We start from the raw sequence: 15,228 nt of genomic DNA on the forward strand, positions 1-15,228 counted from the left end.
GTCAGCGCGCGAGTTGCTTCCCCGCCTCACGCAGCCAGCGGCGCGGGTCACCCAACGCGGCTGCCGATGACCCGGCGAGATCGGTAAGAGAAGCGGATGCTGCGAATATGCCGGTATCGGCATCTTCATCAATGCGGCCCGCTACGAGCATGACGGGCACCCCGGCATCGGCGGCGAGCGATGCCACGAACGACGGCACCTTTCCGTCGCCGGACTGACCGTCATAGGACCCCTCCCCTGTCACGACGACGTCGGCGGTCGCAATGGCATCCGCCAGTCCGATCAAGCGGGCTACTTCCTCTGCTCCCGGCACGAGCGTCGCGCCCCACACCACGAGCGCTCCGCCGACGCCGCCGGCCGCACCCGAGCCCGGAGTCGTCGGGTCGAGCCGGAGAAGTGTCGCCAGGTGCGCGAGCGCAGCATCCGTCCGGTCCTGATCCGCACGTTCCGTGAGACCTTTCTGAGGCCCGAAGACAGCTGCTGCCCCGCGCGGACCGGTGAGCGGATTGGTGACGTCGGTGAGAACGCGCACCTCAGGTGCCGTTCGCAGCTCGCTGAGGTCGACCGTGGCGATGTCCGCAAGGCCGCGCGCACCGGCCACCGCGTCCAGTCCGGCAGCGTCGAAGAACCGAGCGCCGAGCGCCCGCAGCATTCCCGTACCACCGTCCGTCGAGGCACTCGAACCGATGCCCAGCACCAGCCGCGCGACGCCGTGGTCGAGGGCCGCGGCGATCGCCTGCCCGAACCCGGATGAGTCCGCGTCCCACGGGCGCAGCTCGTCGAGCAGCTCGATACCCGAGGTCGACGCCATGTCGATCACGGCTGTTCCAGCGAGTGCATCCGGAGACGCCGGCAGCAGCAGCCAGCTGGTCTGCACCGGGCTGCCCGCAGGTCCGTCGATGGTCACCGGCATCCGCTCTGCACCCGGAACAGCCGCGGCGAACGCGGCCACCGTGCCCTCGCCGCCGTCGGCCATCGGCCGCAGCAGAACCTGCGCTTCCGGATCGACCGACTGCCAGGCGTCAGCGAGCACGGCCGCCGCATCCGCCGCCGTGATCGTGCCCTTGAAGCTGTCCGGGGCGAAGACGATGCGGGTCACTCGGCACCCTCGATCGTGCTGATCCCTGGGGTGCTCTCGCGCACCAGCACCTCGAGGTCGGCAGCAGGCGGACTCCACTCGGCATCCACCGTCGCCCGAAACGCCTGGTAGCCGAGTTCGCTCAGTGGCACGCGCACCGTCGTCAGCTGCGGCGTGACGTCGCGGCTGACCGGCACATCATCGAAGCCGCACACGGCGATATCGGTGCCGACATCGCGACCGCTCTCACGGATCGCGGTCATCGCTCCGATCGCGACGACATCACTGAGCGCGAAGACGAGCGTGCCGGCATCCACGCCATCGGCGAGCGCCTGCTTCATCGATCCGGCACCCGATTCGCGCTCGAAGGTTCCGCGATACACGCGTTCGATCACTCCGCCCGCAGCGCCGAAGCCATCGACGAACCCGGCAAGACGATCATCGGACGTGCGCACGCCCTCGGCAGCGGCGATCGCGATCGCCCGCCGATACCCGAGGGCTGCCATCTCGCGCCCCAGCCGCTCGGCACCACCGCGGTTGTCGATGCGGATGCTGCGGTCGCCGCCGGGCCCGAAGGTGACCGTGCGACCGCCGAGGTCGCGGAATGCGGCCAGCTCGGCGACCGTGCCGCTCTCCTGGTCGTCGGTGCGTGATGCCGCGAGGATCACCCCTTGGGGGCGCTGGCCGCGCAGTGCCCGCAGGATCTTCACCTCACGGGCGGGATCGCGCTCGGTGATCGCGACGGTGACGATGAGTCCGTGCTCGTCGGCGCCGCGCGCGACACCGGACGCGATCAGCCCGAAATAGGGGTCGGCGATGTCGGCGACCAGCAGCCCGACGGTCGCGGAGGTGCCGCGTGCTGTCGCCTGCGCCGAGGCGTTCGCGGTGTAGCCGAGTTCATCAGCGGCCTTCTCGACGCGCTCGCGGAACGACTCGGCGACCTTGCGTTCTGAACCGTTCAGCACCCGCGATGCGGTTGCCAGCGAGACACCGGCGACCCGGGCCACATCATGCAGGGTGGGCGTCGCATGATGCGCGCGCGGCTGCGTGCGTCGGGCTTCGGATGTCATACGCAGAGCCTATCCATGCGGGTGTTCCGGTCGCAGATTGTGCCGCCCAGAGAGTCCTCGCCGCGTTCCGGTCGCACAAAGCCCCGCTTCGGCGCCCGGCGAGCGGGAGAAAATGCGACCGGAACGCCGGTCATCACGCCTCGGCGAGCCAGCGGCGCAGCACCGCGGCTTCGGATGCCAGCAGTGCAGGGTCGTCGTCGGGCACAAATTCCAGCAGGGCGTCACGCGGGGGCTGCGCCTGTGCGGCCGCCGCAGCGAAGAGACTGCCCCAAAGACCAGATCGTTCGTCGAGGCGCAGGCGCTCGGCATCCGGCCACCACGAGAAGACGTGCACGGCGCTGGTGTGCGCCGCGACTGCCTCGTATTCGGCGAGTGCGACGGCATCCGCAGCGCCGACCGATGGCTGCCAGTACGTCGTCAGTGCCGGGCTGTCGACGTCGGCGAGCAGTCGCAGTGTGGCCTGCGGAGTGTCCGCGAGAGTGCCGCGGTGGTACTCCAACGCGAGGGTGATGCCGCGATCGGATGCCTCGGCAGCAGCATCCTGCAGCCGCGCGGCGATCTGCGCATACTGCGCGGGCGACGCGTCACCCGAGTCGTCCCGCCCCGCCCAGACGCGCACCCGATCGGCACCGAGCGCCTCGGCGCTGTCGAGGGTCGGCGTCAGCGCCTCATCGGCTCCGGCGCGAAAGTACGAGCCGTACGACGCGACCGAGAGGCCGGCATCCGACGTCACGCGCGCAACCTCTGCCGCACGCTCGGGATCGCCCGACGGCACGTGCACGTCAGCGCCCCATTCGATCACCTCGAGCCCCGCGTCGGCGGCGAGCGGCGCGAGCTGCTCGGGCGTGAGCTGTCGGTAGGTCACCGAGCACAGTCCTGGTCTGATCATGCCGTTCAGACTCCTCTTGTCGCCGTTCGAGTGGCGCAATCTGCCGCATACCCGGCCCTGATGCGGCCATGTGCGCCACTCGAACAGATCATGCCAGGTGCGGAGAGACGGTGGCGGTGAAGGATGCGGCGGTGCGCGCCACGACCGTCGCCGGATCGTCGGCCCAGATGTCGGCGTTGAAGATCTCAACCTCGATATCCCGGTCGTATCCGGTTGCGACAACTGCCTGGGTGAGCGAGCCGAAATCGATCACTCCGTCACCCATGTAATAGCGGGAAAGCAGCACATCGGCGGGCAGGGGAGTCTGCCAGTCGCACACCTGATACGTGGCGATCCGCCCCTCGCGCCCGGCACGCGCGATCTGCTCGAGCACCTGCGGATCCCACCAGATGTGGAACGTATCCACGGCAGCGCCGACGACAGCGGCGTCGAAATCGGCGGCGATGTCGAGCGCCTGCCCGAGCGTCGTCACGACGCAGCGGTCGGACGCGAACATCGGATGCAGCGGCTCGATCGCCAAGGTCACACCAGCGCTCTGCGCATAGGGCGCCAGCTCGCCGATGGCATCCCGCACGCGCTCGCGCGCACCGATCAGGTCGCGCGAGCCCGGCTGCAGCCCGCCGGCGACGAGTACCAGTACGGCGGTGGATCCCTCGGCACCGGCTGCAGCGAGAGCCGCGGTCTCATCGATCGCCCGCCGGTTGTCGGCCAGTGCCTCCTCCCGCTCAGCGCCTGCTGGCAGCGTGAAGAAGCCACCGCGGCAGTGCGATGAGAATCGCAGCCCGGAATCTGCCAGCATCCGCGTCGCCGTATCGAGGCCGACCTCGTGGACCGGCTCGCGCCACAGCCCGATCGACTGCACGCCGGCATCCGCCGTCACTCGCAGCGCGGTCTCGAGATCGGCGTATTTGATCGTCGCCTGGTTGATCGACAGGCGAGGGTCCGGGGCGCTCATGCGTCGACTCCGTTCACGCGTACCCGGAACGGATGGCGGGAGTTTGTACGCTTGGCAGGAGGACCAGCGGCGTGTCGCCCGCCATCCGTGTTTTCGCCCGCCGTCCGTGCAGGGGCGGCGGGCACGGCGATGCTGAGGGCGGTCATGCGTCGACTCCGTTCACGCGCAGCATCCCGTGCCAGCGCTCGCGGGCGAGCTCGGGCTTCTCCAGTGCGAGCGAGGCGTTCGCCAGCTCGACGATGCGGCTGAGGTGCGGCAGGCTGCGCGCGGAGTGCAGACCCCCGACCATCTGAAATGCGGGCTGGTGGCCGTTCAGCCAGGCCAGGAATGCGACGCCGGTCTTGTAATAGAACGTCGGCGCGGCGAACACCTGGCGACTGAGCTCTTCTGTCGGCCCCAATATGCGCTGATACCCCTCAGCATCCCCCGCATCGAGCGCCTGAATCGCCGCCGAGGCCACCGGCGCGATGGCCGCAAAGGCACCCAGCAGCGCATCGGAGTGGCCGCGGTGCGCGTCGAGTGCACCGCTTGCCGCCGACTGCACGGCTTGGTCGCGCGTGGATGCCGTGCGCTCGGCGACTTCCGGTGCACTCGGCGATTCGAGCGGTGCGGCGGGCGCGAGCGCGTCGCCGCCGATCAGCGAGACGTAGTTGAAGTCGTCGCCGGTGAACATGCGCACACCCTGCGGCAGACGCTCGCGCACCGAGATCTCGCTCTCAGCGTTCAGCAGACTCATCTTCACGCCCGAGACCTTGCCGGGGCTCTCGTCGATGATGTCGAGCAGCACAGCGGATGCCGTCTGCCAGTCTGCTGCGCCGAAATAGCCGGCGAGTTCCGGATCGAAGGCGGTGCCCAGCCAGTGCAGCACGACGGGCACGCTCGCCGCTGACAGCACCTCGCGGTAGACCCGGCGATAGTCGTCCGCGCTCGTCGCGACGCGGGCGAGGTGGCGGGATGCCATCAGCACGGGGCCCGCCCCCTGCTCCTCAGTGAAGTGCAGCTGGCTCTTATACGCGTCGATCACGGCATCCAGCGAGATGTGCGATTCCGCGATGTGATCGGTGTTGACTCCGACCACGACCGAGCCGCCTTCTTCGCGCGCGACCTCGGCGCTGCGGGTGATCAGCTCACGCGTGGCCGCGGCATCCAGGCCCATGTTCCGCTGCGCGGTGTCCATGGCATCCGCCACGCCCAATCCCCACGAGTACACGTTGCGGCGGAAAGCGAGTGTCGCATCCCAGTCGATGTCGGCCGGCTGGCCGGGGGTGTTGTCGGCATGCACCCGCGGCACCACGTGCGCCGCCGCGTACGCGACGCGGCTCTGCAGCGGAGTGGTCGGGCACGTGTAGACGCCGGTGTCGTTGAGCGTGGCATCCGAGACGGCGCCGGATGCTGACAGCAGTCGAAGCGTGGTCATGGCTCAGTCCAGGCTCAGCGGGTTGAGCGCGATCTTGCGGCCCTCGGCACTAGAGACGAGCCCGGCCTCGGCGAACTGCACACCCTTCGCTCCGGCGAGCAGGTCGAAGGAATAGTCGGTGCCCTCGACGTACGAGGTCAGGTACTCCTCCCACTGCTGGCGGAAGCCGTTCAGGAAGACATCGTTGGTGGGAACGCTCTGCCAGTCGGCGTCATAATCGCGGGTGTCTTCGAGGTCGGGGTTCCAGACGGGCTTCGGGGTGGCGTTGCGAGGCTGGATCTTGCATCCGAACAGTCCGACCACCGCCGAGCCGTAGGTGCCGTCCACCTGGAACTCCACGAGCTCATCGCGGTTCACGCGCACCGTCCACGAGGAGTTGATCTCGGCGATGATGCCGCCCTCGATCTCGAAGATGCCGTAGGCGGCATCTTCGGCGGTGGCGGCGTACTTGTCGCCGTTCTCGTCCCACCGCTCGGGGATGTGCGTGGCAGCCTGCGCGTAAACGCTCTTGACCTGACCGAAGAGGTTCTCGAGCACGTAATTCCAGTGCGGGAACATGTCGCTGATGATGCCGCCGCCGTCTTCGGTGCGGTAGTTCCAGCTCGGGCGCTGCGCGGGCTGCCAGTCGCCCTCGAACACCCAGTAGCCGAACTCACCGCGGACGGAGAGGATGCGGCCGAAGAAGCCCGAGTCGATCAGACGCTTGAGCTTCTGCAGGCCGGGCAGATAGAGCTTGTCGTGCACGACCCCGGTCTTGACGCCGGCGGACTTGGCGAGCGCCGCGAGTTCGAGCGCCTCTTCCAGCGACTCGGCAGTCGGCTTCTCGGTGTAGATGGCCTTGCCTGCGGCGATCGCCTTTCGGATCGCGCTGGCGCGCGCCTTCGTCACCAGGAAGTCGGCGTAGATCTCCCACTGCGGGTCGGCGAGGGCCGCATCGAGGTCGGTCGTGTAGTCGGCGATGCCATGCTCGGCGGCGATCTCGGCGAGCTTCTGCTCGTTGCGCCCGACGAGCAGCGGCTTGACGGTCACCTTCGAGCCGTCGGCGAGTTCGATGCCGCCCTGGTCGCGGATCGCGAGGATCGAGCGCACCAGGTGCTGCCGGTAGCCCATGCGTCCGGAGACGCCGTTCATGATGATGCCGATCTCACGGGTAGTCGCCTGTGACATGTGGTGTCCGTTCTCTCATGGTGGGAAGCTGGCGCGCGATTGGTAAGCGCTTTCCCACATCAAACCAGGTTGCGGCGCGTTCCGCAAGCATCCGCCGGCAGCATCCGCCGGCAGCATCCGCACTCGCGCTCGTCCCCGTCCCCGCGCCCGCGGCACCGCTCGCACCTCCGCCCGCGCCCACGCCCGCGCCCGCTGGCCGCTGGCCGCTGGCCGCTGGCCGCCCAGCATCCGCTCCCCGTGCCTCCAACCCTCGCCGAGAAACCATCTGCTGCGCGAGAAACCACCTGGCACGTGGTTTCTCGTGCGAGAAGTGGTTTCTCGCTGGGAGAAGTGGCGGGCGGACCCGGTCAGCGACCGAGCTCGCCGAGCATGGTCAGCGACCGAGCTCGCCGAGCAGATCGGCGAAGTGCTCGAGGTCGGTGGCCGACCATCCGCTCAGCCGGTCGCCGATGCGGCCCTCGTACTCGGCACGGGCGAGTGCGATCCGCTCTTTCGCGAGGTCGGTCACGACGAGAAGGCGCGCGCGTCGATCGTCGGGGTCGCGGATGCTCTCTACGAGCCCCAGCTGCTCGAGCTGGCGCAGCTGCCGGCTGACGACCGACTTGTCGACCTGCAGCCGCTCGATGATGGCGCCGGCCGAGGTCGTGCCCGCGTTCGCGATCGAGGTCAGCACTTGATATCCGACCGGCTGCAGGTCGGGGTGCACGGTGGCTGCCGCATCGCGCCACCCGATGCGGATCCGCGCGAACAGGCGCCCCAGTTCGTGCTCGACGCGCGTCACTGCTTGATCGAGCTCAGCGCCCTCGAGTTTCGCGCCCGCGGGCTCCGCACCATCACGACTCGCGCCGTCAAGACTCGCGCGCGCGGCTGGATCGGGCGAGGCACTCATGCTCGCCAGTGTACGGCGCAGGCGCAGAGAAGCCCCGCCACCCGCGGCTCCGAAGAACCGGTGACGGGGCTTTCGCGCGCCTTACACCTCGGCGAGAATCCGAAACACCTTCGACGCTGTGCGCAGCTCTTCGGGCGTCATCTCGGTCAGCGCATCGCGCATCCGCGTCGCGTGGTCGCTGCGCACTTCGGCGAGCGCCGCCGATGCAGCCGGCGTGGCCGTCAGCACCCGCAGGCGGCCGTCGCATTCGTCGGGCCGCGAAACGAGCAGACCCACCTCTTCCAGCATCCGCACCTGGCGGCTCACGACCGATTTGTCCATCTCGAACGAGTCGGCGAGCTGATGCGCACTCGCGCTGCCCGCCCGTTCGACGAACGTGAGCAGCTTGTACCCGGCGGGCTGCAGATCGCGGTGCACTCGCGCCGCCGACTCGCGCCACAGCGTCTGCGCGCGAGCGAAGATCAGGTTGAGCTGCCCCTGAAACTCGGCGAGCGCGTCGTCGACATCGGCGTGATCGACAGAGTCAGCGGATGCTGAGACCTCGAGCACCGCCATGTCAGCGCCCCTCCTCCTCGTCGCGCTCCTTCTCGTCGCGTTCGAGGACGGCCACCAGCCGCGGTGCAGGCGACGCGCTCGCGCCGTCGACCACGCGGATGCTGCCGGTCGCGTTCATCGCGGCGCCCACTTCGGCTTCGGCGACCTCGATGGCAGCCTCTTCCGCTTCGCGCATGTGCTCTGCGGCGGTCTTGGTCGATAGCGGCTTGTTCTTGATGAACGCGATCGCGAGGATGCTCAGCACGGCCAGCGGGATGGCGATCAGGAACGCGTCGGCGATGCCGTGGCCGTAGGCCGACTCGACGATCGTGCGGATGGAGTCCGGCAGTTCCGAGACGCGCGGCACATCGCCTGAGCCGAGGTCCTTCAAGGCGCTGATCTCAACGGGAGTGGTCGGAACGAATCCTTTGAGGCCATCGGCGACGTAGGAGCCCACACTGGTGGCCAGCACCGAGCCCATGACCGTGACGCCGATGGTGCCGGCGATCGTGCGGAAGAAGTTGACGCCCGACGAGGCCACGCCGAGCTGCTGCGGCGGCGTGTCGTTCTGCACGATCAGCGTCAGGTTCTGCATGACCATTCCGAGGCCCGCACCGAGGATGAACATGTACACGGCCACGAGTGCGAACGGGGTGTCGTAGCGCAGCGTCGCCATCATGCTGACGCCGACGGTAGCGAGCACGGAGCCCAACAGCATCCAACTCTTCCACTTGCCGAACCGGCTCACGAGCTGGCCGATGATGATCGACGCACCCATCTGGCCGATGATCATCGGGATGGTCATCAGACCGGACTCCGTCGGCGTGGCACCGCGGGCGAGCTGGAAGTACTGAGCGAGGAAGACCGAGGTCGCGAACATCGAGACGCCGATGGCGATCGAGGCGAGCACCGAGAGCGTGAACGTGCGGTTGCGGAACAGCGACATCGGCACGATCGGCTCTTTGACGAAGAACTCGACGGTGATGAAGGCGGCGATCGCGATGCCGGCCGATACCGCGAGGGTGAGGCTGGTGGCCGAGTCCCAATCGAACTGGTTGCCGCCCATCGACACCCAGATCAGCAGCGTGGAGACACCGACGGCGAGCAGCACGATGCCGAGGTAGTCGATCGTCACCTTCGCCTTCTGGGGCTTGGGCAGGTGCAGCGTGAACTGCAGAAGAATCAGCGCGAGAATGGCGAACGGCACGCCGACGAAGAAGTTGGCGCGCCATCCCAGCGCGTCGGTGATGAATCCGCCGAGGAGCGGTCCGCCGATGGTCGCAAGCGCCATGATGCCGCCGACGACGCCCATGTACTTGCCGCGCTCACGCGGCGAGATGATGAGCGCAACGGCGATCATGACCAGCGACATCAGGCCACCGACGCCGATGCCCTGAACCACGCGCACGGCGATGAGCATGTTGGTGTCGGTGGAGAACCCGGCGATCACCGTTCCGACGGTGAACAGCACGAGCGAGAGCTGGACGAGGATCTTGCGATCGACCAGGTCGGCGAGCTTGCCCCAGATCGGCGTGGAGATCGCGGTAGCCAGCAGGCTGGCTGTGATCACCCAGGTGTACTGGGACTGCGTGCCGCCGAGGTCGGAGATGATGACGGGCAGCGAGGTCGACACGACGGTGCCCGAGAGCACGGCGACGAACATGCCGACGATGAGGCCGGAGATCGCAGTGAAGATCTCTCGGGGTGAGCGCGGTGTCTCGACCGCGGGGGGAGTGTGGGAAGTCAAAAGGGAAAATACTCCTGAGTACGAAGGTTGATCGACGTCAACCATACATGATTAGTTGCTCATTCTCAACTATTGCCCGGAGTCAACCATTTCGGATCCTCCATTCGCTGTCATCCATTCGGGGTCATCGTTTCCACACCGCCCGGGGCGGGTCCTATCGTGGACAGCACAGCCCCGCCCCTACGGAGGACCATGACCGTCTCGCGCCCGCGCGCCCTCCTCGCGATGTCGTCGGATGCCGCGCCGACACTCTTCGACGACCGGCGGCTGCATCGTCTGGGCGCGCTCGCCGACCTCGCCTCGACAGTGCCCGTCGACGTCGATGCGCTCCCTGCTGCCGAGCTCGCCGAGGTGGAGGTGCTCGTCACATCCTGGGGCGCCCCGGTGCTGGATGCTGCGCGTCTGGCGCGACTGCCGAAGCTGCGCGCTGTGTTCCACGCCGCCGGCACGGTCCGCGGGATTGTCACCGATGCCTTCTGGGAGCGCGGCATCCTGATCACTTCCGCCGCCGACGCGAACGCAGTGCCCGTTGCCGAGTTCACTCTCGCGACCATCATCTTCGCCGGAAAACGCGCCCTCACGCACGCACGCACGACGGTCGACGACGCCCACCGCTGGAACGGACTGCAGGCGTCCCGGACGATCGGCAACGTCGACCGCACGATCGGCATCGTCGGCTTCTCGCGCATCGGTCGTCGCGTCGTCGATCTGCTGCGGATGCTGGACGGCATGCGCGTGCTCGTCGCCGACCCGTTCGCGGATGCTGCCGAGGTGCGCGCGGCGGGAGCGACGCTCATATCGCTGGAGGAACTGCTCCCCCAGGTGGATGTGCTGTCGCTGCACGCTCCGGACCTGCCGTCCACCCGGCATATGATCGGCGCCGCCGAGCTCGCCGCACTGCCCGATGGCGCAACCGTCATCAACACCGCCCGCGGAGCTCTGCTCGATCATGACGCGCTCCTCGCGCAGTGCCGCAGCGGTCGCCTCGACGCGGTGCTCGACGTGACCGACCCAGAGCCCCTGCCCGCGGCATCCGCTCTGCGCCATCTGCCGAACGTCACGATCACCCCGCACCTCGCCGGTTCGCTGGGCACCGAGCTCCGGCGTCTCGCGGACTCCGCGCTCGACGAGCTCGAGGCATACGCGACCGGGGCGCCGCCACGGCATCCGGTCACCGCGGCCGATATGGCGTCCTCGGCATGATCGCGCTCCCCGACGACGACCGGGTGCTCTCGCCGCACACCGGATGGACCCGCGCGCACTGGGCCCGGGTCGCCGACGCGATCCTCGACGGCGCCGAGGGCTATGCGAGTCCGGCGCACTCCCTGATCCGCTATCCCGGCGAGCCCGGCGGGCTCGGGCGCGACATCGACCACCTCGAAGGATTCACCCGCACTTTCATGCTCGCGTCGTTCCGCATCGCCGGCGACCCCGAGGGCACGCGCGGGCTGGCCGAAAGATACGCGCGCGGATTCGCCGCGGGGGTCGATCCGCAGCATCCGGAGTGCTGGGTGCGACCTGACGAGCACAACCAGGCGAAGGTGGAGGCGGCGGCGATCGCCGTGGGCCTGCACCTCACCCGCGAGACGGTCTGGGCGCGGCTGAGTGCGCGCACCCAGCAGCAGACGATCGACTACCTCGCGACATTCATCGGCGCCGCATATCCACCGAACAACTGGGCGTGGTTCCGGATCATCGTGTCGCACTTCCTCGAGAGCGTGGGCGGGCCCTTCTCGGAGACCGACCGCGAAGAGGACTTCGCACTACTCGATTCCTTCGACCTCCCCGGCGGCTGGACCGCCGACGGCATCGGGCGCAATTTCGACCACTACTGCGGCTGGGCGATGCCCTTCTACCCGATGATCTGGGCGCAGATGGTGCAGGACGATCCGCGGCACCGTGCGCGCGTGGCGCGCTACCAGGAGCGGCTCGATGACTACCTCGACGATGCGCTGCATCTGATCGGCGCCGACGGCAGTCCGCTCATCCAGGGACGCAGCCTCACCTACCGGTTCGCTGCGGCGGCTCCGGCCTGGGCGGCCGCCATCCACGGCGGATCCCGGCATGACCCGGGGCTGCTCCGTCGCGCGGCGAGCGGGCAGATCAGACACTTCGTCGAGCACGAGGCGCCGGATGCTGACGGCATCCTCACTCTCGGCTGGCATGCGCCGTGGCGCGGCATCGCGCAGAACTACTCCGGTCTCGGCTCGCCGTACTGGGCCGCGAAGGGGATGCTGGGGCTCGCGCTGCCCGCCGACCATCCGGCCTGGACGACGCCGGAGCAGCGGCTTCCGATCGATCGCGGGACTTTTGCTCGCGCGATCGCAGCGCCAGGCTGGCTCGCGACCGGCACGACGGACGGTGTGGTGCGCGTGGTGAATCACGGCACCGATCACCGCGTCGAAGGATCACTCGAGCCGGATGCGCCGCTGTACGCGAAGTTCGGCTACTCGACAGCCACAGCACCGGTGATCGCGGGCGCGGCAGTGGCCGAGCCGCTCGACGGCACCGTGGCACTGATGCGCGATGGGCTGCCGAGCCACCGCTCGGGATTCGTCCGGGGTGAGCTCGGTGCACTCGATCAGGAGACGCTCATCGGCTCGTCGACTGCGCGGGCGCATTGGCCGATCGGCTTCGCGCTGACTCCCGATCACGGTGTGAGCACGCACGGCGGCGAGACGTCGTTGGGCCCGCTGATCGACACCGTCTCGGTCGTGCGCGGCGGGTGGGAAGTGCGGTTCGTGCGCGTGCGGAGCGACGCGGGTGATGCTTCGGCGCACGACATTCTGCGCATCGGCGGCTGGGCACTCACCGGCGACGTGGTGACGCGCGATGCCGCATGGGCGCAGACTCCGCGGCTCTCCAGCCGGGTCGCGCTGCTGCGCGGAGCGGATGCTGTCGCCTCGGGCGTTCTCGTGCAGGACGACGTCACTCCTCTCGCCGGGCGCACTGCAGTGCCGTGGGTCGAGGTCGCGCCGATGCCCGGCGAGTGGCAGGCATTCGGCATCCTGCTCGGCGCTGCTTCCGAGTCCGACGTGACACCGATCATCTCTGATGAGCTGGCGATCACCTGGCCGGATGGCGTCGTGACCCCGCTGCCGCCCCGTCTGTTCCTCTGACTCGCACGCGCGGCGCACGAGCGCGGGCACGCGCGGTCAGGCGCTGGCGCGGCGGATGAGAACGGGGTTCAGGCGCAGGTCCGCCGGCTGACCGCCCTCGATGAGCTCGGCCAGGCAGCTCACTGCGTGCTCGCCCAGCGCGTCGAAGTCCTGGCGCAGCGTGGTCAGCGGAGGGCGGAACTGCGCAGCATCCGCGATGTCATCGAAGCCGACCACGGCGACCTCCCCCGGAATCCGCAGATCAGCGTCGGCGATGGCGCGCAGCGCCCCCAGCGCCATCTGGTCGTTGGCTGCGAAGAGGGCGGTGATACCGCCGGAGGCCAGCATCCGCTCTGTCTGCGCGTAGCCGGATGCCGCGCTCCAGTCTCCGCGCACGGGATCAGGCGCGTCGATGCCCGCCGCCGTGAGCGCCTCACGCCAGCCGCGTTCGCGTTCGGATGCCGCAAACGACCCGCCGGGTCCAGCAAGGTGATGCACGGTGCGATGCCCCGCTGCCAGCAGGTGCTCCGTGGCGGCTGCCGCGCCCGCCGCATGATCTGTCGCGATCACGGTGAAGCGGTCGTCGGGGGCCGAGTCGACGACGACAAGACGCAGTCCGGAGGATGCCGCATCCCGGGCCAGGGCCGTCGCCTCGTTCAGCACGATCGCCCCGTCGACGCCCTGGTCGCGCAGACGATCGAATGCCTCGGCGATGTCTTCATCGGCGCCGAGCGTCACCACGGTGAGCGCATAGCCGCGGACGGATGCCGCCTCGGCGACCGACTGCAGCATCCGGGAATTGCCGATGGTCGCGAGGGTCTGCGCGACAAGTCCGAGGGTCTGGGTGCGACCGGTGCGCAGTGCACGGGCGGCGCGATTCGGTCGGTATCCGAGTTCGACCATGGCCTGCTCGACGCGGGTTCTGGTGGCGGGGTCCACCCGCGGGCTGGCGTTCGCCACGCGAGATACGGTCTGGCCCGACACACCTGCACGCGCGGCGACCATCGCCATCGATACCCGCTGCTGTGACATCCGCCCTCCCGGTGCGTGCCGGCTCTGCCGCACGCTTTCTCCGCGTTCACAACTTCCTGATGTTGACGTTACCACGGCACCCGGCGTACCATGTTCACGTGAACATGGAAAATTCTGCGGAGTTGCGAACGGACGAACTCGGCGCTGGCGTCACCAAGCGCAGCACCCGGCTCGCCGATGGACGCGAGCTGTTCTACTTCGACGATCCCGGCTCCGCACTCGGCCCCGAACGCAGCGTCGACGCGCGCCCGCTGGAAGACCGCCCCGACACCGCGACCATGCGCCAGGACATCCTCACCGGCGACTGGATCACCTTCGCCACCAAGCGGCAGAACCGCGTCATGATGCCCAGCGCCGATGCTGACCCGCTCGCTCCGCAGACCGCGACGAACCCCTCCGAGGTTCCGTCGCTGTACGACGTTGCCGTCTTCGAGAACCGCTCCCCCTCCTTCGGCCCGGCACTCAACGAAGCCATCGGCGGCGTGCCTGCGGCACCGAATCCCACCCGCGGTCTCGATGATCTCGCCGCGCTCGGCATCGGCCGCACGCGCACGAGCATCGGCCGCTGCGAGGTCGTCTGCTTCAGCCCCGAGCACTCCGGGTCGTTCGGCAGCCAGTCGGTCACGCGCGCCCGCACGATCATCGAGGCGTGGGCAGATCGCACCGCCGCGCTCTCCGCGCTGCCCGGCATCGAGCAGGTCTTCCCGTTCGAGAACCGCGGCGAGGCGATCGGGGTGACTCTCCCGCATCCGCATGGCCAGATCTATGCCTATCCGTACGTCACTCCGCGCACCGAGCGTCTGCTCGACAGCATCGACCACACGGCCCCCGACTTGATGGCCCGCGTGCTGGAGTTCGAGAAGACTTCCGAGCGCGTAGTGCTGCAGGGCGAGCACTGGACCGCCTTCGTTCCCTTCGCCGCCCGCTGGCCGCTGGAGGTGCAGCTGATGCCGCACCGCCACGTGCCCGATTTCGCCGCTCTGAACGATGCCGAGCGCGATGAGCTCGCACCGCTCTATCTGCAGCTGCTGCGCGGCGTCGACGCACTGTACAACACCCCCACCGCCTATATCGCCGCATGGCATCAGGCGCCGGTGAATGTCGGCCGCGACACCGTGCGCATGCGACTGGAGCTCACCAGCCCCCGTCGCGCCGAAGACAAGCTGAAGTTCCTCGCCGGATCGGAGGCCGCGATGTCGGCCTGGACCGCCGAGATTCTGCCGGAGGTCGCTGCCGAGCGGCTCCGCACCGCCATCGCGTCGATCACAACGCCCTGACCTTTTCTCATAAGTTCGCAGATCTGCACAGATTCGCAGGAATTCCGGCATCCGGATGCGAAATAGCGCAGATCT

At 68.6% G+C, this 15,228-nt stretch carries 13 protein-coding genes; 3 read left to right on the forward strand and 10 right to left on the reverse strand.

The window, feature by feature from the left end:
- Position 1: 1 nt before the first annotated feature.
- From FM104_RS15060 to FM104_RS15100, 9 genes are all read right to left on the reverse strand, one after another.
- Complete coding sequence (locus tag FM104_RS15060; RefSeq protein ID WP_087133044.1) at positions 2–1,099, reverse strand: glycerate kinase; 1,098 nt, start codon at positions 1,097–1,099, stop codon at positions 2–4.
- On the reverse strand, positions 1,096–2,148 hold the full coding sequence (locus FM104_RS15065; protein ID WP_087133045.1) for a LacI family DNA-binding transcriptional regulator: 1,053 nt from the start codon (positions 2,146–2,148) through the stop codon (positions 1,096–1,098). Before FM104_RS15065 ends, FM104_RS15060 begins: the two co-directional genes overlap by 4 nt.
- 133 nt (positions 2,149–2,281) lie before the next feature.
- A complete protein-coding gene (locus FM104_RS15070; RefSeq protein WP_087133046.1) occupies positions 2,282–3,037 on the reverse strand; it encodes a sugar phosphate isomerase/epimerase family protein in 756 nt (251 codons plus the stop codon).
- 88 nt (positions 3,038–3,125) lie between these two features.
- Positions 3,126–3,992 (reverse strand): sugar phosphate isomerase/epimerase family protein, encoded by an 867-nt coding sequence (locus tag FM104_RS15075; RefSeq protein WP_087133047.1) that lies wholly within the window; start codon positions 3,990–3,992, stop codon positions 3,126–3,128.
- Between the two features lie 142 nt (positions 3,993–4,134).
- Entirely contained in the window at positions 4,135–5,409 is a 1,275-nt protein-coding gene (locus FM104_RS15080; protein ID WP_087133048.1) for a DUF993 family protein, read from the reverse strand.
- 3 nt (positions 5,410–5,412) lie between these two features.
- A complete protein-coding gene (locus FM104_RS15085) occupies positions 5,413–6,576 on the reverse strand; it encodes a Gfo/Idh/MocA family protein (protein ID WP_087133049.1) in 1,164 nt (387 codons plus the stop codon).
- 373 nt (positions 6,577–6,949) lie between these two features.
- Positions 6,950–7,465 carry a MarR family winged helix-turn-helix transcriptional regulator gene (locus tag FM104_RS15090; protein WP_087133050.1) on the reverse strand — a complete coding sequence of 172 codons (516 nt, stop codon included), beginning with the start codon at positions 7,463–7,465 and terminating at the stop codon, positions 6,950–6,952.
- Positions 7,466–7,546: 81 nt separating this feature from the next.
- Positions 7,547–8,020, reverse strand: a complete 474-nt coding sequence (locus FM104_RS15095; protein WP_087133051.1) for a MarR family winged helix-turn-helix transcriptional regulator — start codon at positions 8,018–8,020, stop codon at positions 7,547–7,549.
- A 1-nt stretch (position 8,021) separates the two neighbouring features.
- Positions 8,022–9,791, reverse strand: a complete 1,770-nt coding sequence (locus tag FM104_RS15100) for an MDR family MFS transporter (protein WP_087133052.1) — start codon at positions 9,789–9,791, stop codon at positions 8,022–8,024.
- Between the two features lie 147 nt (positions 9,792–9,938).
- Between FM104_RS15100 and FM104_RS15105 the strand changes: the two genes are divergently transcribed.
- A complete protein-coding gene (locus tag FM104_RS15105) occupies positions 9,939–10,949 on the forward strand; it encodes a hydroxyacid dehydrogenase (RefSeq protein ID WP_087133053.1) in 1,011 nt (336 codons plus the stop codon).
- Entirely contained in the window at positions 10,946–12,865 is a 1,920-nt protein-coding gene (locus tag FM104_RS15110; protein WP_087133054.1) for a DUF2264 domain-containing protein, read from the forward strand. Before FM104_RS15105 ends, FM104_RS15110 begins: the two co-directional genes overlap by 4 nt.
- A 36-nt stretch (positions 12,866–12,901) precedes the next feature.
- Here the strand turns inward: FM104_RS15110 and FM104_RS15115 are convergent, their stop codons facing one another.
- A complete protein-coding gene (locus tag FM104_RS15115) occupies positions 12,902–13,876 on the reverse strand; it encodes a LacI family DNA-binding transcriptional regulator (protein WP_087133055.1) in 975 nt (324 codons plus the stop codon).
- Positions 13,877–13,980: 104 nt separating this feature from the next.
- Here FM104_RS15115 and galT point away from each other — a divergent pair, with 104 nt between their 5' ends.
- Positions 13,981–15,153, forward strand: coding sequence for a galactose-1-phosphate uridylyltransferase (gene galT / locus FM104_RS15120; RefSeq protein ID WP_087133056.1), 1,173 nt, complete (start codon positions 13,981–13,983; stop codon positions 15,151–15,153).
- Positions 15,154–15,228 lie beyond the last annotated feature (75 nt).

The organism is Microbacterium esteraromaticum, assembly GCF_900163815.1.
In the GTDB taxonomy this organism is placed as follows: domain Bacteria; phylum Actinomycetota; class Actinomycetes; order Actinomycetales; family Microbacteriaceae; genus Microbacterium; species Microbacterium esteraromaticum_B.

Bases quoted from the DNA above. Each gene is read 5' to 3' on its own strand.
- galT (WP_087133056.1), top strand. From the start codon at position 13,981: ATGGAAAATTCTGCGGAGTTGCGAACGGACGAACTCGGCGCTGGCGTC.
- FM104_RS15065 (WP_087133045.1), bottom strand. From the start codon at position 2,148: ATGACATCCGAAGCCCGACGCACGCAGCCGCGCGCGCATCATGCGACG.
- FM104_RS15100 (WP_087133052.1), bottom strand. From the start codon at position 9,791: ATGGTTGACGTCGATCAACCTTCGTACTCAGGAGTATTTTCCCTTTTG.
- FM104_RS15115 (WP_087133055.1), bottom strand. From the start codon at position 13,876: ATGTCACAGCAGCGGGTATCGATGGCGATGGTCGCCGCGCGTGCAGGT.
- FM104_RS15110 (WP_087133054.1), top strand. From the start codon at position 10,946: ATGATCGCGCTCCCCGACGACGACCGGGTGCTCTCGCCGCACACCGGA.
- FM104_RS15095 (WP_087133051.1), bottom strand. From the start codon at position 8,020: ATGGCGGTGCTCGAGGTCTCAGCATCCGCTGACTCTGTCGATCACGCC.
- FM104_RS15070 (WP_087133046.1), bottom strand. From the start codon at position 3,037: ATGATCAGACCAGGACTGTGCTCGGTGACCTACCGACAGCTCACGCCC.
- FM104_RS15105 (WP_087133053.1), top strand. From the start codon at position 9,939: ATGACCGTCTCGCGCCCGCGCGCCCTCCTCGCGATGTCGTCGGATGCC.
- FM104_RS15075 (WP_087133047.1), bottom strand. From the start codon at position 3,992: ATGAGCGCCCCGGACCCTCGCCTGTCGATCAACCAGGCGACGATCAAA.
- FM104_RS15090 (WP_087133050.1), bottom strand. From the start codon at position 7,465: ATGAGTGCCTCGCCCGATCCAGCCGCGCGCGCGAGTCTTGACGGCGCG.
- FM104_RS15085 (WP_087133049.1), bottom strand. From the start codon at position 6,576: ATGTCACAGGCGACTACCCGTGAGATCGGCATCATCATGAACGGCGTC.
- FM104_RS15080 (WP_087133048.1), bottom strand. From the start codon at position 5,409: ATGACCACGCTTCGACTGCTGTCAGCATCCGGCGCCGTCTCGGATGCC.